The organism is Sulfitobacter sp. 1A13368, assembly GCF_043557275.1.
GTDB classification, from domain to species: domain Bacteria; phylum Pseudomonadota; class Alphaproteobacteria; order Rhodobacterales; family Rhodobacteraceae; genus Sulfitobacter; species Sulfitobacter faviae.
In genome coordinates this window covers 269,440-290,893 of record NZ_JBIFFR010000001.1, presented here as the reverse complement: position 1 = coordinate 290,893, position 21,454 = coordinate 269,440, and the positions used below count along the sequence as shown (strand labels likewise).

Annotated in this window: 25 protein-coding genes; 14 read left to right on the top strand and 11 right to left on the bottom strand. The window is 62.3% G+C overall.

Translation table 11 applies throughout. The features are described 5' to 3' along the window. Positions 1-46 precede the first annotated feature (46 nt). From ACGYK4_RS01385 to ACGYK4_RS01375, 3 genes are all read left to right on the top strand, one after another. Positions 47-448: a multiprotein-bridging factor 1 family protein gene (locus ACGYK4_RS01385; protein WP_394454791.1), complete on the top strand. Its 402-nt coding sequence runs from the start codon at positions 47-49 to the stop codon at positions 446-448. Further along, positions 441-707: a succinate dehydrogenase assembly factor 2 gene (locus tag ACGYK4_RS01380; RefSeq protein WP_394447126.1), complete on the top strand. Its 267-nt coding sequence runs from the start codon at positions 441-443 to the stop codon at positions 705-707. Before ACGYK4_RS01385 ends, ACGYK4_RS01380 begins: the two co-directional genes overlap by 8 nt. Before the next feature lie 84 nt (positions 708-791). Further along, positions 792-1,292, top strand: a complete 501-nt coding sequence (locus tag ACGYK4_RS01375) for a MarR family winged helix-turn-helix transcriptional regulator (protein ID WP_067262129.1) — start codon at positions 792-794, stop codon at positions 1,290-1,292. Here ACGYK4_RS01375 and ACGYK4_RS01370 read toward each other — a convergent pair. Beyond that, on the bottom strand, positions 1,286-2,029 hold the full coding sequence (locus tag ACGYK4_RS01370) for a DUF1194 domain-containing protein (protein ID WP_394454790.1): 744 nt from the start codon (positions 2,027-2,029) through the stop codon (positions 1,286-1,288). The genes ACGYK4_RS01375 and ACGYK4_RS01370 overlap by 7 nt on opposite strands. 106 nt (positions 2,030-2,135) lie before the next feature. Further along, positions 2,136-2,570 (bottom strand): VOC family protein, encoded by a 435-nt coding sequence (locus tag ACGYK4_RS01365; RefSeq protein WP_394454789.1) that lies wholly within the window; start codon positions 2,568-2,570, stop codon positions 2,136-2,138. A 234-nt stretch (positions 2,571-2,804) separates the two neighbouring features. Between ACGYK4_RS01365 and ACGYK4_RS01360 the strand changes: the two genes are divergently transcribed. The 4 genes from ACGYK4_RS01360 to ACGYK4_RS01345 all read left to right on the top strand — a co-directional run bounded on the left by ACGYK4_RS01360 (position 2,805) and on the right by ACGYK4_RS01345 (position 5,722). After that, the gene (locus ACGYK4_RS01360) at positions 2,805-3,638 is read left to right on the top strand and encodes a thymidylate synthase (protein WP_394454788.1); all 834 of its coding nucleotides are present in this window, start codon (positions 2,805-2,807) and stop codon (positions 3,636-3,638) included. Then, entirely contained in the window at positions 3,638-4,117 is a 480-nt protein-coding gene (locus ACGYK4_RS01355) for a dihydrofolate reductase (protein ID WP_394409945.1), read from the top strand. Before ACGYK4_RS01360 ends, ACGYK4_RS01355 begins: the two co-directional genes overlap by 1 nt. Before the next feature lie 43 nt (positions 4,118-4,160). Beyond that, a complete protein-coding gene (locus ACGYK4_RS01350; protein ID WP_394454787.1) occupies positions 4,161-5,345 on the top strand; it encodes a cytochrome P450 in 1,185 nt (394 codons plus the stop codon). An 83-nt stretch (positions 5,346-5,428) separates the two neighbouring features. Then, positions 5,429-5,722, top strand: a complete 294-nt coding sequence (locus ACGYK4_RS01345; RefSeq protein WP_394454786.1) for a hypothetical protein — start codon at positions 5,429-5,431, stop codon at positions 5,720-5,722. Positions 5,723-5,776: 54 nt separating this feature from the next. On the opposite strand, the gene ACGYK4_RS01340 is transcribed toward ACGYK4_RS01345, so the two are convergent. Beyond that, on the bottom strand, positions 5,777-5,983 hold the full coding sequence (locus ACGYK4_RS01340) for a cold-shock protein (protein ID WP_067262111.1): 207 nt from the start codon (positions 5,981-5,983) through the stop codon (positions 5,777-5,779). A gap of 168 nt (positions 5,984-6,151) precedes the next feature. Here ACGYK4_RS01340 and ACGYK4_RS01335 point away from each other — a divergent pair, with 168 nt between their 5' ends. Beyond that, complete coding sequence (locus ACGYK4_RS01335) at positions 6,152-6,472, top strand: ArsC/Spx/MgsR family protein (RefSeq protein ID WP_394454785.1); 321 nt, start codon at positions 6,152-6,154, stop codon at positions 6,470-6,472. Here the strand turns inward: ACGYK4_RS01335 and ACGYK4_RS01330 are convergent. The 5 genes from ACGYK4_RS01330 to thrS all read right to left on the bottom strand — a co-directional run bounded on the left by ACGYK4_RS01330 (position 6,469) and on the right by thrS (position 11,133). After that, on the bottom strand, positions 6,469-7,002 hold the full coding sequence (locus ACGYK4_RS01330; RefSeq protein WP_394454784.1) for a DoxX family protein: 534 nt from the start codon (positions 7,000-7,002) through the stop codon (positions 6,469-6,471). The two genes, ACGYK4_RS01335 and ACGYK4_RS01330, sit on opposite strands and share 4 nt — an antisense overlap. Then, on the bottom strand, positions 6,999-7,757 hold the full coding sequence (locus ACGYK4_RS01325; protein ID WP_394454783.1) for a putative DNA-binding domain-containing protein: 759 nt from the start codon (positions 7,755-7,757) through the stop codon (positions 6,999-7,001). The genes ACGYK4_RS01330 and ACGYK4_RS01325 overlap by 4 nt, the downstream gene beginning before the upstream one ends. After that, on the bottom strand, positions 7,754-8,599 hold the full coding sequence (locus tag ACGYK4_RS01320) for a DUF692 family multinuclear iron-containing protein (protein ID WP_394432716.1): 846 nt from the start codon (positions 8,597-8,599) through the stop codon (positions 7,754-7,756). The genes ACGYK4_RS01325 and ACGYK4_RS01320 overlap by 4 nt, the downstream gene beginning before the upstream one ends. A gap of 59 nt (positions 8,600-8,658) precedes the next feature. After that, positions 8,659-8,961: a DUF2282 domain-containing protein gene (locus tag ACGYK4_RS01315; protein WP_271687884.1), complete on the bottom strand. Its 303-nt coding sequence runs from the start codon at positions 8,959-8,961 to the stop codon at positions 8,659-8,661. 225 nt (positions 8,962-9,186) lie between these two features. After that, on the bottom strand, positions 9,187-11,133 hold the full coding sequence (thrS, locus tag ACGYK4_RS01310; RefSeq protein WP_394454782.1) for a threonine--tRNA ligase: 1,947 nt from the start codon (positions 11,131-11,133) through the stop codon (positions 9,187-9,189). Positions 11,134-11,305: 172 nt separating this feature from the next. Between thrS and ACGYK4_RS01305 the strand changes: the two genes are divergently transcribed. From ACGYK4_RS01305 to ACGYK4_RS01295, 3 genes are all read left to right on the top strand, one after another. Next, entirely contained in the window at positions 11,306-12,592 is a 1,287-nt protein-coding gene (locus ACGYK4_RS01305; protein WP_394454781.1) for an MFS transporter, read from the top strand. Positions 12,593-12,643: 51 nt separating this feature from the next. After that, the gene (locus ACGYK4_RS01300; RefSeq protein ID WP_394454780.1) at positions 12,644-13,396 is read left to right on the top strand and encodes an alpha/beta hydrolase; all 753 of its coding nucleotides are present in this window, start codon (positions 12,644-12,646) and stop codon (positions 13,394-13,396) included. 142 nt (positions 13,397-13,538) lie between these two features. Continuing rightward, entirely contained in the window at positions 13,539-14,249 is a 711-nt protein-coding gene (locus ACGYK4_RS01295) for an alpha/beta fold hydrolase (protein WP_394454779.1), read from the top strand. A gap of 9 nt (positions 14,250-14,258) precedes the next feature. Here ACGYK4_RS01295 and phaZ read toward each other — a convergent pair whose 3' ends face one another. Then, on the bottom strand, positions 14,259-15,590 hold the full coding sequence (gene phaZ / locus ACGYK4_RS01290) for a polyhydroxyalkanoate depolymerase (RefSeq protein ID WP_394454778.1): 1,332 nt from the start codon (positions 15,588-15,590) through the stop codon (positions 14,259-14,261). Between the two features lie 50 nt (positions 15,591-15,640). Here phaZ and ACGYK4_RS01285 point away from each other — a divergent pair, with 50 nt between their 5' ends. The 3 genes from ACGYK4_RS01285 to phaR all read left to right on the top strand — a co-directional run bounded on the left by ACGYK4_RS01285 (position 15,641) and on the right by phaR (position 18,733). Then, positions 15,641-17,446: a PHA/PHB synthase family protein gene (locus ACGYK4_RS01285; protein ID WP_394454777.1), complete on the top strand. Its 1,806-nt coding sequence runs from the start codon at positions 15,641-15,643 to the stop codon at positions 17,444-17,446. A gap of 151 nt (positions 17,447-17,597) precedes the next feature. Beyond that, a complete protein-coding gene (locus ACGYK4_RS01280) occupies positions 17,598-18,041 on the top strand; it encodes a phasin family protein (RefSeq protein WP_067260985.1) in 444 nt (147 codons plus the stop codon). 143 nt (positions 18,042-18,184) lie between these two features. Further along, entirely contained in the window at positions 18,185-18,733 is a 549-nt protein-coding gene (gene phaR / locus ACGYK4_RS01275; protein WP_271687875.1) for a polyhydroxyalkanoate synthesis repressor PhaR, read from the top strand. A gap of 31 nt (positions 18,734-18,764) precedes the next feature. Here phaR and ACGYK4_RS01270 read toward each other — a convergent pair whose 3' ends face one another. Both ACGYK4_RS01270 and ACGYK4_RS01265 read right to left on the bottom strand, forming a co-directional pair. After that, positions 18,765-19,943, bottom strand: coding sequence for a DegT/DnrJ/EryC1/StrS family aminotransferase (locus ACGYK4_RS01270; RefSeq protein WP_394454776.1), 1,179 nt, complete (start codon positions 19,941-19,943; stop codon positions 18,765-18,767). Between the two features lie 204 nt (positions 19,944-20,147). After that, complete coding sequence (locus tag ACGYK4_RS01265) at positions 20,148-21,452, bottom strand: NAD(P)/FAD-dependent oxidoreductase (RefSeq protein WP_394454775.1); 1,305 nt, start codon at positions 21,450-21,452, stop codon at positions 20,148-20,150. Positions 21,453-21,454 lie beyond the last annotated feature (2 nt).

Sequence of the window (21,454 nt, the reverse complement as noted above, 5' to 3'; positions counted from 1 at the left end):
GGGGGCGTCCCCGCACCCGGCAAGGGTGTCTGGCAGGAGATAAAGCATGACCGACGAGATTGACTGGTACGGCCCCGAGGCCGCCACCTTTGGCGACCGGGTCGCGGCGGCCCGCGAACAGACCGGCATGACACAGGCGATGCTGGCCAAACGGCTGGGCGTGCGCCTGTCCACCCTGCGCGGTTGGGAAGACGACCTGTCGGAGCCGCGCGCCAACCGGCTGTCGATGCTGGCGGGGCTGCTCAACGTTTCGATGATGTGGCTGATCAATGGCGAAGGCGAGGGGGTCGATGCCCCCGAAGCGGGCGAGACCGCGCGCCGTGTCGACCTCGAAGAGGTGTTGGCCGATATGCGCGCCCTGCGCAGCGACCTGCTGAAAAAGGCCGAGACTGTCGGCAAATTGGAAAAGCGCATTCGGCGCCTCATGATGGAGCCCGCAGATGGCTGAAGCCCCCGAACACCGGATCAAACGCCTGCAAATGCGCTCTATGCGCCGGGGCATCAAGGAGATGGACCTGATCCTCTCGGCCTATGCCGAGGCGCGGTTGCCGCAGATGGATGACGCGGGCCTCACACTTTACGACCAAATGCTGAACGAGAATGACCACGACCTCTATCTTTGGGTCAGCGGACAGGCAGAGGCACCCGCCGAATATGAGGGATTGATCGCGGATATCCGAGGGCAATTGGCCGAGGCGCGGGGCTAATTCAAAAAACCCGAAAGGGTTTAACGAATTATTCTGATTTTTTAGCGAGTTTCCGGTTCAAACAAAGTGAACCGGAGATTTCGCATGAGCATTCAAGACCCCGCCACGCAGCCGATGGCCATAAAGGGTTTCATGGCAGGCTATCTTGAGTCCCTGTCTTTGGTCGAGCGGTTGCACCGCTTGCTGCTGGACGTGATCAAGGACGAATTCGAACGCGTCGGCGTGTTGGAGATCAACGCCGTGCAAGCGCTGCTTTTGTTCAACATCGGCGATAATGAGGTCACCGCGGGGGAGCTTAAAAGCCGCGGCTACTATCAGGGCAGCAACGTCAGCTACAACCTCAAGAAACTGGTCGAAATGGGCTATATGCACCACCAGCGCTGCGAGATTGACCGCCGTTCCGTGCGCGTGCGCCTGACCGAAAAGGGGCGCTATATTCGCGATGTGGTCGCCGATCTATTCTCGCGCCATGCGGATGGGATGGAAAGCAAGGGTGTCTTAGGGGATGCGGGGATCGAGGATATCACCCGCTCGCTCAAACGGATGGAGCGGTATTGGACGGATCAGATCCGCTATATCTATTGATCCCGGGCAGGGGGGAGCTGGGCATAGGCCCGCCCGTCCAATTCGCGCAGCAGTTTTCGCGTCATGGCGCGGGCGTAGTCTTCGAACCCCTCTGCCGTCTCAACGAATGCCCCGGGGCCGAGGATAACTTCGGCCCGGTAGTATGACGCCAGCGCGCCGACCTCGGCTTGCCCATCGTCGTCAAGGCCCGCGTCTTTCGCGCCGATCACCAAGCCGTTGATGATCAGCCCTTGTGGCCCAAGGGGCGTGTTTTGCAGACTGTCGCGTATATCCCGGGGCCGCGGGCCGAAGTTCGAGATACCATCGCCCGAAATATCCAGCGTGTGTTTCCGGCAGTCCGAACGCGCCGCCAACTGCCGCGCGCCGAATTGCATCGCATCGCCCAAGGCCGTGCCGGGAGAGGCCGCGATCCGCTCGGTACTGCGCAAAAGGGTGATGGCATCGTCAAGCGTGGCGGTATCGCGCAAAGGCGTCCAAGGTAGGATCACCCGCTGATCGTCGGACCCGCTCCACTCATAGACCATCAGATCGACGTGATCTCCGGGCCGCGCCAGCAGGGCATCCCGCAGGCGCGGATCGTCCAACGCCTCGGCCAAACCGCCCAACTGCAACCGATACTCCCGCGCATCGACAGAACCGGAAACGTCCAGCCCCAAGGCCAGCGCCTGCCGACAGGCGGCCTCGGCCCATTGCGGGCCTGATAGGGTGAGAAAAAGGGCGAGGGCCGCGCGGATCATCTCTCTGCCTTCGGCAGGGCATCAGAAAAACGCGGCTCAAGCGGGGGAGGCGGAAAAGCCCCCCGCGCTACACTCATCAGCGCCGGGGCGGCGCGGGGGCTACCTCTTACCAATGGCCGGTGTTTTCCATGCTGGCCCATGGCTCCTGCGCGGGCAGGGCGTCACCCTCTTGCAGCAGTTCGACGGAAATATTGTCGGGCGAGCGGACAAAGGCCATGCGCCCGTCGCGCGGCGGGCGGTTGATGGTCACGCCGTTGTCTTGCAGGTGCTGGCAGGTCTCATAAATATTCTCGACCGTATAGGCGAGGTGGCCGAAATGGCGACTGTCGCTCGGCAACCCGTCGTCGCCATCCCAATTGTAGGTCAATTCGACATCTGCGTGGCCATCATCCATGCCCGGCGGGCAGAGGAAAACCAGCGTGAAGCGGCCCCCTTCGTTGTCGATGCGGCGCCGCTCGACAAGGCCCAGAAGTTTGTAAAATGCGATGGAGGCGTCGAGATCTTTCACGCGCACCATGGTGTGCAGGTATTTGATGGGCATCAGTTTTCCTTTGGTTGGCTGGCCTGAACGGGGCGGCGCCCCTTCCAAGCTTGAATGTCGTTCAAAGCGGGCGGGGGCAAATTAACCCTTCGCGCTTCGCGGTGGAGTTTAGGGGCGAAACCGCCGGTGTCAAAGTGGGCAGGCGATGTCAGTTGATTGCGCAATGATTGGCTGTAGGCTAAAGGCCCGGAAGGCAACGCAAAGGCAAATGCCAAGATTGACGAGGGTCGCCGCATGAAACAGTACCATGATGCGCTGCGCGAAGTGCTGGAGCAGGGGGTGACCTCGACCGACCGCACGGGAACGGGGACGATCTCTCATTTCGGGATGCAGCAGCGTTACCGGATGGCCGATGGCTTCCCGCTGGTCACCACGAAAAAGCTGCATCTGAAATCCATCGTGCATGAGCTTTTGTGGTTCCTCGCCGGGGATACGAACATTGCCTATCTCAAGGAAAACGGTGTTCGCATCTGGGACGAATGGGCCGATGAAAACGGTGATCTTGGCCCGGTTTACGGCCACCAGTGGCGGCGTTTTCCGATGGTGGGTGAACCGATGCCCCAGCCCGATGGCACGCTGCTCCATCAAGCCGGGCAGGTCGATCAGATCGCCAAACTGGTCGAGGCGATCCGCAAGACCCCCGACAGCCGCCGCCTGATCGTTTCGGCGTGGAATCCGGGCGAGGTGGACCAGATGGCGCTGCCGCCCTGCCATACGCTCTGGCAGGTGCGCATCGCGGGCGGCAAGCTGCATTTGCAGCTTTACCAGCGCTCGGCGGATATGTTCCTCGGCGTGCCGTTCAACATCGCCTCCTACGCGCTGCTCTTGGAAATGCTGGCCCATGTGACCGGCTACACCCCCGGCGATTTCGTCCATTCCATGGGCGACGCGCATATCTATTCCAACCATCTGGAGCAGGTGAAAACCCAGCTTGCGCGCACGCCCAAGCCGCTGCCCAAGCTGCAGATCAACCGCGAGGTCAGCTCGATCTTTGATTTCCGCTATGAGGATTTCACCTTCGAGGGCTATGATCCCGACCCCGCGATCAAAGCGCCGGTGGCCGTCTGATGCTGAGCCTGATCGTCGCCCGCGCCCGCAATGGTGCCATCGGCAAAGACGGGGATATCCCTTGGTCCTTGCCCGAAGACCTGAAATTTTTTCAGCGTGAAACCACCGGCGGGGCCATCATCATGGGGCGCCGAACGTGGGAGAGCCTGCCCTTCAAGCCACTGAAAAACAGGTTGAATTGCGTTGTCTCTAGTAGCGAGGTCGAGGGCGTCCATGTGGCGCGCGACCCGCAAGCCGCCTTGGGCTATTGCGCGGCAGAGGGCTATCGCCGGGTCTACGGTATCGGCGGGGAAGGTATCTACCGCGCGCTCTTGCCCTTGGCGGATCGGCTTTTGGTCACCGAAGTGGATGTGGAAATCGACGGCGCCGATGCGTTCTTTCCCGCGTTCGACCCAGACGAATGGATCGAATTGGGCAACCTTTGCCTGCGCACATCCGGTCCGCGTGCCATCGCGCGGGAGTGGCTGCGCCGCTGCTGACCGGCCATTGACATAGGCCGCGCGGCGGGCATCACTGCGGGTCATGTTTGATCTATCCGCACCGCCCGAAGGGTTTGTCGAGAACCCGTTCCCCCATTACGACCGCCTGCTGCGCGAGGCCCCGGTGCTGCGCCAGCCTGACGGCTCGGTCCTGATTTGCCGCCATGCGGATCTGAACGCGATCTACCGCGACACCACGCTTTATATCTCGGATAAGAAACTGGCCTTCGCGCCGAAATTCGGCCCCGGCAGCCCCCTGTTTGAGCATCACACCACCAGCCTCGTTTTTAATGACCCGCCTTTGCATACCCGCGTGCGGCGGATCATGACCTCGGCCCTTACGCCCAAGGCGCTCGCGCGGATGGAGCCGGGGTTGATCGACACGGTCGACCGGCTGCTTGAGGGGCTGAGCCCCGCGCCGGACCTGATCGAGGACTATGCCAGCTGCATCCCGGTGCAGATCATCGGCAACCTGCTGGACGTGCCGATGGAAGAGCGTGGCCCGCTTCGCGATTGGTCGCTGGCGATCCTCGGCGCGCTGGAGCCGACCTTGAGCGATGCTGAGCTTGAGGCAGGCCATACCGCTGTGCGGGAGTTCAAAGCCTATCTGCAAGACCTCATCGCGCGGCGCCGGGCCGCGCCGGGGGATCCCGAAACTGATGTGTTGACCCGGTTGATCGCGGGGGATGACGGGGGGCAGTTAACCGAGATCGAGTTGATCCAGAACTGTATTTTCATCCTGAACGCGGGCCATGAGACGACGACCAATCTGATCGGCAGCGCCCTTGCGCTGCTGCATGACCATCCCGACCAGAAGGCGCGGCTGCTGGCCGAGCCTACTCTGATCGGGCCTTTTATAGAAGAGGTGCTGCGCTTTCGCTCGCCCAACCAATTCGGCAACCGGGAAACCACGGCCCCGGTCACCATCGGCGGGGTCGAGATTGCCGCGGGCAGCAACCTGCATCTCTGTATCGGCGCTGCGAACCGCGACCCGGAAGTCTTTGAGGAGCCGACAAAATTTGATATCGGGCGCAAGCCCAATCGGCATCTGGCCTTTGCCGGTGGCCCGCATGTCTGCGTGGGGCTGACTTTGGCGCGGATGGAAGGGAAGATCGCGCTTCAACGCTTCCTGAACCGCTACCCGGATTATGAAATCAGCGCGGCGCGCCAAGGGGGCGGGCGCATCCGCTTTCACGGCTATGCGACGCTCCCGGCGCGGCTGAACTAAAACGGACCTGCCATAAAAGACTGGACTAAAGGAAATCGCCCCGGCAATCTTTGTTAATATTATACATAGTTACGAGGGTTATCATGCGTGTAATGACAGCTATTGCAGTGGCGGCAGGGCTGCTTTCAGCCGGGCTGGCCAGTCAGGTCTCGGCAGAGCCCAAGGTCTACGCCTATCCCAGTTCCGCAAATTACTGCCCGGCGGGGCTGCAACCGGTGACCCTTGGCGGGGCGATCTGCTGTGGCACGCCGAACCAGACCATGACCTATGCTGAGGTCAAGGCGCACCCTGTGCAGCGCCGTCACCGCGTGGTCACACCGCGCCGTTCAGCCCGCGTGCCTTGCCCGGTTGGGACCAAGGGCTGTTCGTATAACTGATCTTTCAAGCAACCCCCGGCGCGGGACGCCGGGTGTTTTCTTGCAATATCGTGGCTAGAGCAGCGCGAGGTCGGTGGCCATCTGCCGTCCGTCGCGGCCTTCGGTCAGTTCATAGCTGACCTTTTGATCGTCCGCCAAGCCGGTCAGGCCAGACCGTTCGACCGCCGAAATATGAACAAATACATCGTTACCGCCGCTTTCGGGGGCGATGAACCCGTAGCCTTTGGTGGTGTTAAACCATTTCACGGTGCCAGTTGGCATAATCTCCGCGCCTCCTTTGTCTTTGCGTCTCTGCGTCCAGCAGAATGGCGAAAGCGATTGAATTGCGACCCGCCATAATAGAAAGATCGCGCGGACTGGAAAAAAATCAAGCGATCAGCTGCGAGATCCGCAACTGGGCGTGGGATCGCGAGGCTGAGGGAGACGGATGTGCTAATTTATGGGCTGAAAAATTGTGACAGCTGTCGTAAGGCGAAAAAGGCGCTGCCAGAGGCGCAATTGGTCGACGTGCGGGAGGAGGGCGTGCCCACCGCGGTCTTGGAAAAGGCCCACGCGCAGTTTGGTGCGGCCTTGCTCAACACCCGTTCGACAACCTGGCGCGGGCTGGATGACGCGGCCCGCAAGGAAGAGCCGCTGGCCCTGATTAAAGCCCATCCGGCCCTGATGAAGCGCCCCCTGATTGCGGTGGGTGATCGGCTGTTTCTGGGGTGGAACAAGGAGATAGAAGCCGACGTTCAAGCGATGCTTTAACCGCGGCCTGCTATCAGCCGGTCCAGTGACAGGGGGCCGGCCCCTTTGATGACCAGCACCAAAAGCAAGAAAATCCAGAGCGCCCGCTGGTCGAGGATATGGGCGTCGGGGAAACGGTCGAACCACGCGCCGAGGGCGCTGCCGTGGCCGTAGAGATCGGTCAGCGATTGCACCACGACAAAGCCCACCATCGCCAGCGCGGCCAGTCGGGTCAGCAGGCCGATGACGATAAGCAGGGGCAGGATGAACTCCGCCACTGTTCCGGCGACGACGACAAGCCAATGAAACAGCCCAAGCGCGTCGGTGTCATAGCCGACCGCCTCGAAAACGCGGGGGAAGATCTGGGCGTAGGCCCCGGTGGAGGGGGTGAAGATGCCCAAAGGGCCGGGGCCGAGTTTTGTCAGACCGGCGTTCAGGAAATAGACCAGCAACACCGCGGCAAAGAGGAAACGGGCAAGGGTTGGAAGCAGCCAGTCGGCACGCTCCAGTCGGTCGGCGGTGGTGCGGTAAAGGGGCAGAAATCGGGTCATTGGCTTTCCTCCACGGAAATCGCGCTGAAGACGCCGTGGCTCAGTGCAAAGCCTAGGGCGGCGGCGAGGTCGAACTCAGGTGCGGCACCGACTGTGGCTTCATGGGCCGCCCCGAAGGTCCGCCCCTCGGCAAGGTGACCGAACCATTGCGCCGCGCCGGGCGGCGCCAGATGCGGGGCGGGATCATAAGCGGGGCGGGTGATCACCACGTCCTGCGCCACGTTGTGCGGTTTGGGCGCGTTCTCGGTGAAATTATAGCGCCAGATGTCGAAAAGCGGCCAATCTGATCGCAAAAGGCGGGTCGCGGGGGCGAGGGTCAGCTTCGCCCCCATCAGCGCATCGGGAGGGAGCGCCTCGAAGGTCTGCGGATCCAGCGGTGCCGCGTCGGCGGCGTGGTAGGAGGACCGCAGCGCGAGGTCGAGCCTTGCGGCATCGGCGAGATAGCCGATTTTCGCCAGTGGCGCGAAACCTGCGATAAACCCCGGAAAATCCGCGCCATAATGCATCATCATCGGCGATTTCGGCGGATGCGCCCGGACATAGAGCGGCGCGAGGTCGGCAAAATTGCGGGCACCGATCAGCTTGCGCACCAGCGGAAAGGCCACTTCGAGAGTCGCGATCAGGGAATGGGTGACATTGTTGCGATAGACGCCATAACGCGCGCCCGCCGGTTGCCCCTTGCCATCGCGCAGCCCCGCGGGGGCGGGGCGTGCGGGGTCAAGCAACCCCGCGCGAAAACTGTGCTGGTCGGTCACGCCAGCACCTCGGCGGCGCGATTGGCTTCGGCCCGCAGGACGGGCCAGTCGGGCACGTCATTGTCCCACTCGACCAGTACCGGCTTTGGACCGGTTTGGGCCAGCGTGTAGCTGAGCAAGTCCCAGACCGGATCGACGACCTCTTTGCCATGGCTGTCGATCAACAGTGGCGCGCCGTGATCGTCGGTGTCGTCGTCATGGCCGCCCACATGGATCTCCCCCACATGGTCTGTCGGGAAGGCGTCGATGTAGCCCTGCGGCGATAGCCCGAGGTTGGTGGCTGAAATGAAGACATTGTTGACATCCAGCAAGAGCCCGCAGGAGGTGCGCGCGATGATCTCGGCTAAAAAGTCAGTTTCGGATAAGTCAGATTCTTCGAATGCGAGGTAGCTTGAGGGGTTTTCAAGCAGCATTTGCCGCCCCAAGACCTCTTGCACCTGATTGATATGCGCGGCGACGCGGGTCAGCGTTTCTTCGGTATAGGGCAGGGGGAGGAGGTCGTTGAGATATTCCATCCCATGGGTCGACCACGCCAGATGTTCGGAGAAGGACGCAGGCTGGGTTCGGTCACAGAGGGTCTTGAGCCGCGCGAGGTGGTCTGCGTCGAGGGGGCCTTCGCCGCCGATCGACAGGCCGACGCCATGAACCGACAGGGCGAAACGTTCCTGCAAGGCGCGCAGCTGCGCATGGGGGCGGCCACCGTCGCCCATGTAGTTCTCGGCATGCACCTCGATCCAGCGGACCGGGCCGGGATCAGCCATCAAGCCATCGAAATGCCGGGATTTATATCCGACACCGGGGGCATTGGGCAGCGTGGTGAGAGGGGGGGTATTGTCGCGCATATCGGCCTCCGGCATGGGGCGGGGCAGGGTCCGGGCGGGTGCCGCCCGGACCGCTTTGATTAAGCGGGCAGGTCGCGGTCGAGCGGCTCAAGAGAGCCGGTCCGCTCGGTCCCGTCGGCCATGGCGGGGAGGTCGATCTCGGCGCAGGTGCCTTCGTCGACGAGGGTCCATGCGTTGCCTTGGTAGTCGGTCACGGAGGTGCCGGCGCAGGTCGTGCCGGGGCCAGCGGCGCAGTCGTTCTCACCGGCCAGCGATACGCCATAGCATTTCTCTTGCGAGGCGGCAGTTGCGGTGGTGGCGTGGCTGCCGAGAGCGGCGGCAACGGCCCCTGCGATGGCGGCGGTCTTGAGTGTGTTGGACATTGTCATTTTCCTTCCTGATGGTGTTGACAGGCTTACTAGAGCAGCCCGTTCGCTCACAAGCCAGTCACGAGCGAGTGTGTCACAGTCCCGTCAGAATTCACGCGGAAAAACGGCGAAAGTTGTAACGATCCCGCGCAGGAAGGGAGGGATTGTTACAAAAACGCTCCGGCAGGTAGGGGGCATATTGCCCGCAAACCCGCCGGAGCGCATGTTTGTTACAGCGCGTTAGCGCAGGTCAGGCGGGGTCGCGTCCTGTGCCAGTTCGGCGGTGAGTGCGTCGAGCGGCTGTACGGATGTCTGCTTTTGCCCCAGACGCCGGACTGAGACCGTGCGCTCCTCGACTTCGCGCGCGCCCACGGCGAGGATGACCGGCACCTTGCCCAGCGAATGCTCGCGGACCTTGTAGTTGATCTTCTCGTTGCGCATGTCCGCCTCGGCCCGGACACCAGCGGCCCTCAGCGTCTCCACGACCTCTGCCACATAGTCATCGGCCTCGGAGGTGATGGAGGCCACAACGACCTGCCGCGGCGCGATCCAGAAGGGCAGCTTGCCGGCGTGTTCCTCGATCAGGATACCGATGAACCGCTCGAAACTGCCCAGGGTGGCGCGGTGCAGCATCACGGGGCGATGCTTATTGCCGTCCTGCCCGATGAAGCTCGCCTCCAGCCGTTCGGGCAGGTTCGCGTCGACCTGCAGGGTGCCGCATTGCCAGTTGCGCCCGATGGCGTCGGTCAGGGTGAACTCGAGCTTCGGGCCGTAGAAGGCGCCTTCGCCCTCGAGCACCTCGAAGTCATAGCCCGCGGCCTTGCAGGCATCGCCAAGCGCCTGTTCCATATGGTCCCATGTCTCGTCCGAGCCGATCCGCTTTTCGGGGCGGGTGGAGAGTTTGATGATCCAGTTATGGAAGCCGAGGTCGGCATAGACTTTGGACAGGAAGGCAATGAATTTCGCGGTTTCCGAGGTGATCTGATCCTCGGCGCAGAAGATATGGCCGTCGTCTTGGGTAAAGCCGCGCACCCGCATGATGCCGTGCAACGCGCCCGAAGGCTCGTAGCGCGCGCAAGAGCCGAACTCGGCCATGCGCAGCGGCAGGTCGCGGTAGGATTTGAGACCTTGGTTGAAGACCTGAACGTGGCAGGGGCAGTTCATCGGCTTGAGCGCATTCACCGCCTTTTCGCGGGCATGGTCCTCGTCGACTTCGACGATGAACATGTTCTCTTGATACTTGTCCCAGTGGCCGGATTTTTCCCACAGCTTGCGGTCCACGACCTGCGGGGTGTTCACCTCGACATAGCCGTCGCGGTCCTGCATCCGCCGCATGTAATCTTGCAGGGTGGTGTAGATGCGCCAGCCGTTGGGGTGCCAGAAGACCTGACCGGGTGCCTCTTCCTGCATGTGGAACAGGCCCATCTCCTTGCCCAGCTTGCGGTGGTCGCGTTTGGCGGCCTCCTCCAGCATGTTGAGGTGGGCGCGCAGTTTCTCCTTGCCGGTGAAGGCCACGCCGTAGATGCGCTGCAACATGGCGCGGCTGCTGTCCCCGCGCCAATAGGCGCCGGCGATGGACATCAGCTTGAAGGCGTCGCCCGGCACTTGCCCGGTGTGCTGTAGGTGCGGGCCGCGGCAGAGGTCCTGCCAATCGCCGTGCCAATACATCCGCAGCGGCTCGTCGCCGGGGATCGCCTCGATCAGCTCGACTTTATAGGGCTCGTTCAGGTCCTCGTAATGTTTGATCGCGCGGGCGCGGTCCCAAACCTCGGTGCGGACGGGGTCGCGCTTGTTAATGATCTCCTTCATCTTTTTCTCGATGAGGCCGAGATCCTCGGGGGTGAAAGGCTCTTTGCGGTCAAAGTCGTAATACCAGCCATCCTTGATCACCGGACCGATGGTGACCTTGGTGTCGGGCCAGATTTCCTGCACGGCGCGGGCCATGATGTGCGCAAGGTCGTGGCGCACCAGCTCGTTGGCCTGTTCCTCGTCGGCCATGGTGTGGATTGCGATGCTGGCGTCGGTTTCGATCGGCCAAGCCAGATCGTAATGCGCGCCGTTCACGGTGGCACTGATGGCCTTTTTGCCGAGCGATTTAGAGATATCGGCAGCCACTTCACCAGCGGTGATCCCGGCGTCGTACTGCCGGCTGTTGCCATCGGGAAGGGTGAGGGAGATTTGGGCCATCTTGGGCGCTCCTCGTCGGTTTGGCGCCTACGAGACGCCCGGTTGCGGGTTATGTGTCGGGCCTATGTGGCGGCGCGGGCGCGGCTTGTCAATGCAAGTGAGACCGTTTCGGGAAAGTTGCGGCAGGGCGATGGCGCGCTATGTCAGGCGGGCAACAATGAGGATCGGTCAGATGCAAGACGACACGGCGCAGCGCGCATTCGAGACGATTTCGGGGGCGGACGACCCGGCACCGGGGTTGGACGACAAGGCGCAGCGGGCCGAGGCGCGCAACGGCCTGCGCCATATCGTGTCGCTGTCGATGACCAAGGTGGCCGATGGTCTGATCGATCCGAAACTGGTCTTGGCTTGGCTGTTGAGCGCTCTTGGCGCGCCTGCGGTTTTCGCGGGCGCCTTGGTGCCGATCCGCGAGGCAGGCTCGCTTTTGCCGCAGATCGCGTTGGCGGGCGTGGTGCAGCGCATGGCACGGCGCAAATGGGCTTGGGTCTGGGGCTCGGTCGGGCAGGGGGTCGCGGCGGGGCTGATCGCCCTTGCTGCGCTGAGCCTTGAGGGGGCCATGGCGGGCTATGCGGTCTGCGCCGCGCTGGCGCTGCTCGCCGTTTGCCGCGCGGCCTGTTCGGTGTCGTTCAAGGAAATTCTGGGCAAGACCGTGGGCAAGACCCGGCGCGGATCGGTGACCGGACTGGCGGGGTCTGTCTCCTCGGTCGGCGTGGTGATCTTTGCAGGGCTCCTGATGTCGGGGCTGTTTCAAAGCCGGGGCGTCGTGGTGGCGGCCATCGCGCTGGCGGCGGGGCTTTGGATCGCGGCGGCACTGTTGTTCTCAACGATCATGGAAACGCCGAGCGAGACCGAAGAGGCCGATGGCGTGGATTTCAAACTCCTGCGCGGCAACCGCGATCTGTGGCTTTTCATTCTGGTGCGCGGTCTTTTGGTCTCTACCGCGCTGGCGCCGCCCTATTTGGTGGTGCTTGCCGGTTCGTCAGAGAGCGGGCAGTTGGGCCAATTGGGCGCCTTGGTGCTGGCCTCGGCGCTGGCGTCTTTGGTCAGCTCCTACGTCTGGGGGCGGCTGTCGGATATGTCGAGCCGCCGGGTGCTGATGTTGACCGGGATCGTGGGCGCGGTGGCGATGGCGCTGGCGGTGGGGCTGTGGTTCCTTGGTCTGGCGCAGGCGGTCTGGGCGATGCCCGCCGTGCTCTTCATCCTGATGATCGCCTATCACGGCGTGCGGCAGGGGCGGTCGACCTATCTGGTCGACATGGCCCCGAAAGACCAGCGCGCCGCCTATGCGGCGGTGAGCAATACAGTGATCGGGCTGCTCTTGCTGCTGGCGGGCGTGCTGGGCGGCGGGGCTGCGCTGATCGGGGCGCAAGCAACGCTGATGCTTTTTGCCGTCATGGCGCTGGCCGCCGCCGTGTTGGCCCATTGGCTGCCGGAGGTTGAGCATCTATCCGAGGACTGACTTGCTCTCAACCGCCGCGATGCTCATGATTGGACCAAAGACGGAGGCAGCATGGCAGACAGCAAATTCATCGACACGCCGCAGGGGCGGCGCATCGCCTATCACAAGACCGAAGGGGCGGGGCCCTGCGTGGTGTTTCTGGGCGGGCTGAAGTCCGACATGATGGGGACCAAGGCGGTCTATCTCGAAGACTGGGCCCGGACTGAGGGGCGCGCCTTTCTGCGGTTCGATTATTCCGGCCATGGGGAATCGTCGGGCCTATTCACCGAAGGGTGCATCGGCGATTGGCACGAAGACACGCTGGCTGCAGTCGCGGCGCTGACCGAGGGGCCGCTGATCGTCGTCGGCTCCTCGATGGGCGGCTGGCAGGCGCTGCTCTTGGCGCGGCATCTGCCCGAGCGGGTCGCCGGGCTGGTCGGCATCGCCGCGGCCCCCGATTTCACCGAAGATGGCTATTGGGCGAATTTCACCGAGGCGCAGAAACAGACCTTGGAAGAGGTCGGGCAGGTCGAATTGCCGTCGGACTATATGGAGCCCTATGTCATCACCCGGCGGATGATCGAGGACGGGCGCAAGCGGTTGGTGCTGCGCGATCCGCTGAACCTGCCGTTCCCGGTGCGCCTGTTGCAGGGCACGGCGGACACCGCCGTCAGCACGGCCACGGCGGTGCGGCTGTTGGAGCATGCGCAAAGCCTTGACATGCAACTGACGCTGGTCAAGGATGCCGATCACCGTTTCTCGGACGCGCGCTGTCTGGCGATGATCGTGGAGGCGATCAACGCGGTCTCCGGCGACGCGGGGTGACCAAGGGCGCGGGCATGGAACCGCCGACGCGCCTGCGCCCCGCTGTCCCCCCGAAACCGCCCATGCTAAGAGACTGCCAAACCCAAGGGGGACGGCATGAAACCACGTCATTTCAACCGCATACCGCACCGGAGCCTGGCCAATGGCTGAGCCGATCGTTCTGCTGCCCGGCATGATGTGCGACGCGCGTGTCTTCACGCCGCAGATTCAAGCGCTCTCGCCGCGCGGGACCGTGGTGCTGGCCCCGATCACCCAAGGCGAACGGATCGAGGAGATCGCCTCGGGCCTGTTGGATCAACTGCCGCCGCGTTTCGCGCTGGTGGGGCAGGGCATGGGCGGTGTGGTGGCGCTGGAACTGCTGCGCCGCGCGCCCGACCGGATCAGCCGCATTGCCCTCTTGGCCACCCACATGCTGGCCGAATTGCCCGCCATTGCCGCGGACCGTGAACCGCAGATCATCATGGCGCAGTCGGGCAAGCTGGGGGAGGCGATGCAGGCGCGGATGGCCAATGGTTTCCTCGCCCCCGGCAAGGGGCGGGGCGAGGTGCTGACCCGCGCGATGGAGATGGCCGAGACGCTGGGCGGCGATGTCTTCGTCCGCCAATCCCGCGCCCTGCAACGGCGGCGCGATCAACAGCCGGTGCTGCGCAAATGCAAGGTGCCCGCGCTGGTGCTCTGCGGGGAACATGACGCGCTCTGCCCGGTCAAACGCCATGCCTTCATGGCCGAGATGATCCCCTATGCCAAGCTGACGGTGCTCGAAGACGCTGGCCATCTGCCCAGCCTAGAGCAGCCAGAGGCGACCACCGCCGCGCTGCGCGACTGGCTGCATCAACCTCTGGTGCTGCAATAGGTCAGCGGGTCAGGCCGCTGCGGGTTTATCGCTCTTCTTGGCCTCGGGTTTCTGAGACGCGGGCTTTTGCGGCCCGGGCGTTTGGGGCGCAGGGCTCTGCGGCTCAGGCGTGCCGTTGTTCGCGTCGATAAAGTCGAGCACCAAGGGCCGGATGTTATTGCGCCAGCTTTTGCCCGCGAAGATCCCGTAATGGCCCGCGCCCTGCTCAAGATGGCTGGCCTTCTTGGCATCTGGCAGCCCGGTCAACAGATCAAGAGCGGCGATGCACTGGCCGGGGGCGGAAATGTCGTCCTTGCTGCCCTCGACCGTCTTGACGGCGACGGTCGTGATCTTGCCGATGTCGACCTGACGGCCCGCCACGGTAAAGACATTCCGCGCAATCTCGCGCTCTTTGAAAATGCGTTGCACGGTCGACAGGTAGAACTCCGCCGGCATGTCCATCACCGCGAGGTATTCGTCGTAGAACTTGTTGTGCTTGTCATGCTCATGCGCCGTCTTTTGCGCCACGCGGGTGATCTGATTGGCAAAGGCATCGCGGTGGGTGTCATTGTTCATCGAAATGAAGGAGGTGAGCTGCAACAGCCCCGGATAGACCTTGCGCCCCACGCCCGCGTATTTGAAGCCGACCTGCTGGATCATCATCTGCTCAAGCTGGCCCATGGTCACGCTATGCCCGAAATCGGTCACATCCGTGGGCGCGGCATCCGGATCAATCGGCCCGCCGATCAGCGTCAATGTGCGCGGCTGCGCTTCGGGCGCTTCCTCGGCCAGATAGGCGGTGGCGGCCAGCGTCAGCGGCGCAGGCTGGCAGACCGCGATCACATGGGTGTCCGGCCCGAGGTGATGCATGAAATCAACGAGGTAGAGCGTATAATCCTCGATGTCGAACTTGCCCGCACTAACTGGAATATCACGCGCGTTGTGCCAGTCCGTCACATAGACGTCGCAATCAGGCAGCAGGGAGATCACAGTGGAACGGAGCAGCGTGGCGTAATGACCCGACATCGGCGCGACCAAAAGAACCTTGCGGCCCGTCTCTTCGCGGCCTTGGACCGAGAATTTCAGCAAATCGCCAAAGGGCCGTTCCATCACAGGCTCGATGCTGACCAGACAGTCCTGCCCCTTGGGGCCGACCACCGGGGGGATGTCCCAATCGGGTTTCACGACCATGCGGGCAAAGGTCCGTTCCGTCACCTCACCCCAAGCGGCGAGCCATTCCATCGCAGGGTTTGGAAACAGAGAGAAAGCCGGGTAGGATGCCATAGCAAGCGCAGACGCGCCGAGCCATTGATTGGTGTTCCGGATGGACTCCATCATGTCGTAGGTGGCCATATAGCGCATGTGGGGGCTCCTTTATGCTGCACCTGCGAAGATAGGAGGTAAGGGTTAAGATGACAACAGAATCCGAGAATCCCGAGATTGCCGAGCCTCAAGCCCTGTCTCGTATGGCGCAAAACTTGAAAAAGGTTGAAGAATTAAGCCAGCGCCTGACCCGTGTGATGGCGCAGCGCGAGGGCCATCAGCCCGCGCTCGATGGTCCGAACCAACAGCTTTTCGCCAAGGCGGCACAGTCTTACTGGGCCGAGGCGATGACCAATCCGGCCCGTTTGATGGAGCATCAGATGGGCTATTGGACCAAATCGGTCGCCCATTTCGTCGAGGCGCAACAGGCGCTGGCCAAGGGCGGTTTGGCCCCGGTTGAAGAGGACGCGCCGACCGACAAACGTTTCGCCAATCCGCTGTGGCAGACGCATCCCTATTTCAACTTCATCAAACAGCAGTATCTGATCAACGCCGAGGCGCTGCGCCAAGCGGTCGAAGATGCCCAAGACATGGACCCGGCCGAGAAAAAGCGGCTGGTCTATTTCAGCCAGCAGATCATCGCGATGATGTCGCCGACCAATTTCCTCGCCACCAATCCCGACGTGCTGGAACGCGCGGTTGAGACCGAGGGCGAGAGCCTCGTGAAAGGTCTGGAGAACCTGATCGCGGATCTGGAGGCCAACAACGGCGAGCTGGTCGTGAAACTGGCGGATGACAGCGCCTTTGAGCTGGGCCGCAACATCGCCACCACGCCGGGCAAGGTGGTGTTTCGCAACCGCATGTTCGAGTTGATCCAATACACCCCCAGCACCGAAGAAGTCCATAAAACACCGCTGCTGATCTTCCCGCCGTGGATCAACAAGTTCTACATTCTCGACCTCAAGGCGCAGAACAGCCTCGTCAAATGGCTGGTCGATCAGGGGCACACGCTGTTCATCGTCTCATGGGTGAACCCCGATGCCAGCTATGCCCAGATCGGCATGGAGGATTATGTCGAAGAGGGCTACCTCGCCGCGATTGAAGAGGTGAAGGCGATCACTCAGGAGAAACGCCTTAACGTGGTGGGCTATTGCATCGCCGGCACCACACTGGCGCTGACCCTGTCGCTGTTGAAAAAATGTGGCGATAGCTCGATCAAATCCGCCACCTTCTTCACCGCGCTCACCGATTTCTCGGATCAAGGAGAGTTTCAGCCCTTCCTCACCAATGACTTCATCGACGGGATCGAGGCCGAGACGGCGGATAAGGGCATTCTTCCCTCGGTCGTCATGGCGCGCACCTTTTCATTCCTGCGGTCCAACGATCTGGTCTATGGTCCCGCCGTGCGCAGCTACATGATGGGCGAGACGCCCCCGGCCTTTGACCTGCTCTATTGGAACGGCGACGGGGCCAATCTGCCGGGGCAGATGGCAATGCAATACCTGCGCGGTCTCTGCCAGCGAAACGAATTGGCCGAGGGCGGTTTCAAACTGCTCGGAGAGCGGCTGACGCTGGATGATATCGAGGTGCCGCTCTGCGCCGTGGCCTGCGAGACGGATCACATCGCGCCGTGGAAAGACTGCTACCGCGGGGTGCAGCAGATGGGGTCGAAGGACAAGACCTTCATCATGGCGCAATCGGGCCATATCGCGGGCATCGTCAATCCACCCAATCGGAAGAAATACGGCCACTATGTGAACGGCGATCTCACGCAGGACTACGCCGCATGGCGCGAGGCCGCCGCCTTTCACGAAGGGTCTTGGTGGCCGCGGTGGGGCAAGTGGCTCACCAAACGGGCAGGGCCGATGATTCCCGCACGGTTTCCCGGCGACGATGGCCGGGATATTCTCGCCGATGCCCCGGGCAGCTATGTGACCCGCAAGGCAAACGACTGATTACCTTGGGTAATCCAAACACCCTTCGGGCTCATGCTGCAATGCAGAAAAAACCTTGAAATGCTGCGCTGCGGCATCTATGTTGTGGTCAGACGCGAAACGGACGGGTCTCCCCGCTCCCTTGCCACAGTAGCATTAAAAGGATTGAGACATGACCAAGACACCTGACATGACCGCGATGTTCAAAGACGTTCTGGGCGCTTTCCCGGTGGATAACGCCGCCATGCAAGACGCATTCAAAAACACCGCCACCCTGAACGAGAAACTCTCCGGCGTTGCCTTCGACGCGGCTGAAAAATCCGCCGACATTTCCACTGCGTGGACGAAAGAGACACTGGCCCGCCTGACCGAGATGACCAAGGTCAAAGCCGAGCCCACAGACTACGCCAAAGCGATGACCGATTTCGCTTCCGCTTCCGCCGAATCCGCGGCCGAGCATATGGCCGCCTTCGCCGAGATCGCGAAAAAGGTTCAGATGGACACCGTCGAGCTGATGATGTCGGCTGGTAAAGACCTGCAAAGCGACGCCAAAGCCGCCACCACCGAAGGCGTGGCCACCGCACAGGCTGCCGCCAAAAAAGCGACTGTGAAGTAAATCTGACGCTGGGCTTTCCAGCGCCAGGGAATGCTTAAAGAAAGGGCAGGTCCAGACGGGCCTGCCCTTTTGTCATGCGCTCTTTCTATTTGCCGATCCCTGTCCTAAGCTGCGATGCAGCACCATTGGTCGGGAGTAACATCATGGCGGACAAACCGAAGCCCTTGCTGATAAAACGCTACGCCAGCCGCAGGCTCTACAACACCGAAACAAGCGATTACGTCACGCTGGAAGATATCGCCGGTTTCATCCGCGATGGCCGCGAGGTTCAGATCGTCGATCTGAAATCTGGCGACGATCTGACACGGCAATATCTGTTGCAAATCATCGCCGAACATGAAAGCCGGGGCGAGGCCGTCTTGCCGGTCGATGTGCTGACCGATCTGGTGCGCAGCTATATGTCAGGCAACGTCTCGGTGGTGCCGCAGTTCTTGCAAGCCTCCTTCGACATGCTGCGCGATGGCCAGTCCAAGGCGATCGAAAACATGAGCGCGATGAACCCGATGGCCAAGATGCCGGGCATGGAAGCGATGCAGGCGCAGCAAGAAGCCTTCATGAAGGCGATGACCGGCGGCTGGGCCAAATCAACCACGCCAGAGCCGCCCAAACAGCAGGCCGAACAGGGCGACGATCTGGACGCGATCAAAAAGCAGTTGGCAGAGTTGCAGGATAAACTGTCAAAGCTGAACTAACCCCAGAAGAAGCGGGCGTCGCGCGCCCGCCTCAGGCCGCCTGCGCCTCGGCCACATCCCTCAGCGCGCCCAAAATCACATCCGCCACGGCGTCGATCTCCTCCAGCGTCAATTGTACCGGCAGCCGCACGTCGCAGGCCCGCATCAGCATGGCGCGGGTGCGCGGCAGCTCGGGCAGGTCTGCAATAAATTGCCAGTTCCAAAAGGCGCGGGCGTTGTCGGTGCTTTGGCCAAAGACCTGCACCTTCACCCCCACCGCCTCCGCCGCTGCCGCGAAAGCGCGGATGCTGGCGTCAGAGAGGCCCACCAGATTGAACTGGATCGAATCCGGCGCGCGGGTCTCACCGGGCAGGGGGCTTGGCACCTCGATCAAGGGGGAGGCCGCCAGCCGCGCCGCCATGTGATCGTGATTGCGCAGTCCATCGGCCACCCGGCGCGGCAAATGCGGCAATTGCGGCCGGATGATCGCAGCCGAAAGGTTGGACATGCGCAGATTGTACAGCGGCAGCCGGTTCTGCCATTTGGCAAAGCTGTCTTGCAGGGCCGCGTGTTTCTTCCAATTATGCTCATAAGCGCCCGACATGATGATCGCCCGCGCCACCAGATCGGCGTCATCGGTGATCAGGATGCCGCCTTCGCCTGCGTTTATCATCTTGTAGGACTGGAAGGAAAAACAGCCGATCTTGCCAATCGTCCCGAGTTTCCGCCCCCGCCAAAGCGTGCCCAGCGAATGGGCCGCGTCTTCGATCACCGGCACGCCAGCAGCCTCGCAAAGCCCCATGATCGCATCCATATCCGAAGTATGCCCCCGCATATGGCTGATGATCACCGCCCGAACGCCCGGCAGTTTGGCGGCGAAATCCTCCAAATCCACACGGTAATTCTCGCCCACCTCACAAAGCACCGGCTTGCAGCCTGCGTGGATCACTGCAGAAGGCACGGCAGCAAAGGTGAAACCCGGGATCAACACCGGCGCCCCAACCGGCAAGTCCAAAGCAAGCAAGGACAGAAACAGCGCGGCCGAGCAGGAGGACACGGCCAGCGCATATTCACTGCCCATCATCTGCGCAAATTCGACCTCCAACAGGGAAACAGGCGCGTCCTTGGCCGCAGTATAGCGAAAAAGATCGCCACTTTGCAAAAGCTCCGCAATGGCGGCCTCCGCTTCGGCAGGGATCGGTTCGGCACGGTGCATGTCGGGCAAAGCCATATTTCAAAATCCTGAATAATGATTTCCAGAATAGTAAAACAAACGCCTACGCAAACCAAGGGGGGATGCCCCCACAACAGGCCACCCCCTCTTCCCCTTCATCCTTTCTCAAATACCCTCGGGGGAATCGCGCCAAAGGCGCGATGGGGGCAGAGCCCCCGCACTCCACCACCAGCCAAACCCGCGCGACCGCTCAGAGCGAAGTCAAAGCCCCAACCGATCCCGCGTCGCATACCAAAGCATCGCAAGCACCAAAAGCGGGCTCCGCAGAGAGGCCCCGCCGGGGAAAGCCTGCGTCGGGATCGCGGCCATCGTGTCGAAACCCGCGGCATCGCCTTTGATCGCCTTGGCCATCAGATAGCCCGCATGGGTCGCGGTCCCAACCCCGTGACCGGAATAGCCCGAGGCCGAGAGGATGTTCGGCGCGAGCCGGGCCACATAGGGCAGGCGCTTCATCGTGATGCCAAGAGTGCCGCCCCAAGCGTAGTCGATCTCAACGTCCTTCAACTGCGGAAAGACCTGCGACATCGGTTTGCGCACCTTGGCGGCGATGTCCTGCGGGAAGCGATAGCCATAGCTCTCGCCGCCGCCAAACAGCAGCCGTCCGTCGTGCGACAGTCGGAAATAGTTTACCACAAAGCGGCTGTCGGCCACGGCCACGTCGCGGGGCAGCACGTCTTTCACGCGCGCGCCCAAGGGTTCGGTCGCGGCGATGAAATTGTTGATCGGCATGACCTTGGCGGCCACGTCGCCGTTGAGCTTGCCTAGATAGCCGTTGCAGGCCAGCACCACATGATCGGCGCTCACGCTGCCCGTGGCGGTTTGCACCAGCGCCTTGCTGCCCTCGACGATGTTCTCGGCGGGGCTTGTCTCATGAATGCGCACGCCTGCGGCGGCAGCGGCGCGGGCAAGGCCGAGGGCGTAGTTCAAGGGATGCAGATGCGCGGCCCCCATGTCGAGCACGCCACCCTTGTAGTCGGGCGAGGGGCAGACCGATTGCAGCGCGGCGTGATCCAACACTTCGATCTCATCATAGCCATAGCGCTTTTGCAGATGCTCGGCATAATCGTGCAGATGCCGCACGTCAGATGTGGTGGAACCGGTCCAGGCCACGCCGGGCTTCAGGTGGCAATCGATCTCATGTTTCGCGATGAGGGATTTGACCAGTTCCTTGGCCTCTTCGCCCATCTGCCACAGCTTGACGGCATGGTCTTCGCCCAGCATCTTTTCGAGCCCGTCCTGCTCGACCCGTTGGCCCGAGCCCAATTGCCCGCCATTGCGACCCGAGGCGCCGAAGCCGACGCGCTGCGCGTCCAAAAGCACCACGTCGTAACCTGCTTCGGCCAGATGCAGCGCGGCGGAAAGCCCGGTGTAGCCGCCGCCAACGACACAGACATCGGCCTTGGTATCGCCCTGAAGCGGCGGGTAGGCCGCGTGTTTCGTGGCGGTGGCGGCGTACCAGCTGGTGGGGTACTGGCCGGGCGTGTCATTGGCGTAGAGCAGGTTCATCG

Bases quoted from the DNA above. Each gene is read 5' to 3' on its own strand.
- ACGYK4_RS01360 (WP_394454788.1), top strand. From the start codon at position 2,805: ATGAAACAGTACCATGATGCGCTGCGCGAAGTGCTGGAGCAGGGGGTG.
- ACGYK4_RS01280 (WP_067260985.1), top strand. From the start codon at position 17,598: ATGACCAAGACACCTGACATGACCGCGATGTTCAAAGACGTTCTGGGC.
- ACGYK4_RS01370 (WP_394454790.1), bottom strand. From the start codon at position 2,029: ATGATCCGCGCGGCCCTCGCCCTTTTTCTCACCCTATCAGGCCCGCAA.
- ACGYK4_RS01285 (WP_394454777.1), top strand. From the start codon at position 15,641: ATGACAACAGAATCCGAGAATCCCGAGATTGCCGAGCCTCAAGCCCTG.
- phaZ (WP_394454778.1), bottom strand. From the start codon at position 15,590: ATGCGCTATATGGCCACCTACGACATGATGGAGTCCATCCGGAACACC.
- ACGYK4_RS01315 (WP_271687884.1), bottom strand. From the start codon at position 8,961: ATGTCCAACACACTCAAGACCGCCGCCATCGCAGGGGCCGTTGCCGCC.
- ACGYK4_RS01300 (WP_394454780.1), top strand. From the start codon at position 12,644: ATGGCAGACAGCAAATTCATCGACACGCCGCAGGGGCGGCGCATCGCC.
- ACGYK4_RS01385 (WP_394454791.1), top strand. From the start codon at position 47: ATGACCGACGAGATTGACTGGTACGGCCCCGAGGCCGCCACCTTTGGC.
- thrS (WP_394454782.1), bottom strand. From the start codon at position 11,133: ATGGCCCAAATCTCCCTCACCCTTCCCGATGGCAACAGCCGGCAGTAC.
- ACGYK4_RS01355 (WP_394409945.1), top strand. From the start codon at position 3,638: ATGCTGAGCCTGATCGTCGCCCGCGCCCGCAATGGTGCCATCGGCAAA.
- ACGYK4_RS01270 (WP_394454776.1), bottom strand. From the start codon at position 19,943: ATGGCTTTGCCCGACATGCACCGTGCCGAACCGATCCCTGCCGAAGCG.
- ACGYK4_RS01320 (WP_394432716.1), bottom strand. From the start codon at position 8,599: ATGCGCGACAATACCCCCCCTCTCACCACGCTGCCCAATGCCCCCGGT.
- ACGYK4_RS01265 (WP_394454775.1), bottom strand. From the start codon at position 21,452: ATGAACCTGCTCTACGCCAATGACACGCCCGGCCAGTACCCCACCAGC.
- ACGYK4_RS01330 (WP_394454784.1), bottom strand. From the start codon at position 7,002: ATGACCCGATTTCTGCCCCTTTACCGCACCACCGCCGACCGACTGGAG.
- ACGYK4_RS01305 (WP_394454781.1), top strand. From the start codon at position 11,306: ATGCAAGACGACACGGCGCAGCGCGCATTCGAGACGATTTCGGGGGCG.
- phaR (WP_271687875.1), top strand. From the start codon at position 18,185: ATGGCGGACAAACCGAAGCCCTTGCTGATAAAACGCTACGCCAGCCGC.
- ACGYK4_RS01340 (WP_067262111.1), bottom strand. From the start codon at position 5,983: ATGCCAACTGGCACCGTGAAATGGTTTAACACCACCAAAGGCTACGGG.
- ACGYK4_RS01365 (WP_394454789.1), bottom strand. From the start codon at position 2,570: ATGCCCATCAAATACCTGCACACCATGGTGCGCGTGAAAGATCTCGAC.
- ACGYK4_RS01350 (WP_394454787.1), top strand. From the start codon at position 4,161: ATGTTTGATCTATCCGCACCGCCCGAAGGGTTTGTCGAGAACCCGTTC.
- ACGYK4_RS01295 (WP_394454779.1), top strand. From the start codon at position 13,539: ATGGCTGAGCCGATCGTTCTGCTGCCCGGCATGATGTGCGACGCGCGT.
- ACGYK4_RS01375 (WP_067262129.1), top strand. From the start codon at position 792: ATGAGCATTCAAGACCCCGCCACGCAGCCGATGGCCATAAAGGGTTTC.
- ACGYK4_RS01380 (WP_394447126.1), top strand. From the start codon at position 441: ATGGCTGAAGCCCCCGAACACCGGATCAAACGCCTGCAAATGCGCTCT.
- ACGYK4_RS01345 (WP_394454786.1), top strand. From the start codon at position 5,429: ATGCGTGTAATGACAGCTATTGCAGTGGCGGCAGGGCTGCTTTCAGCC.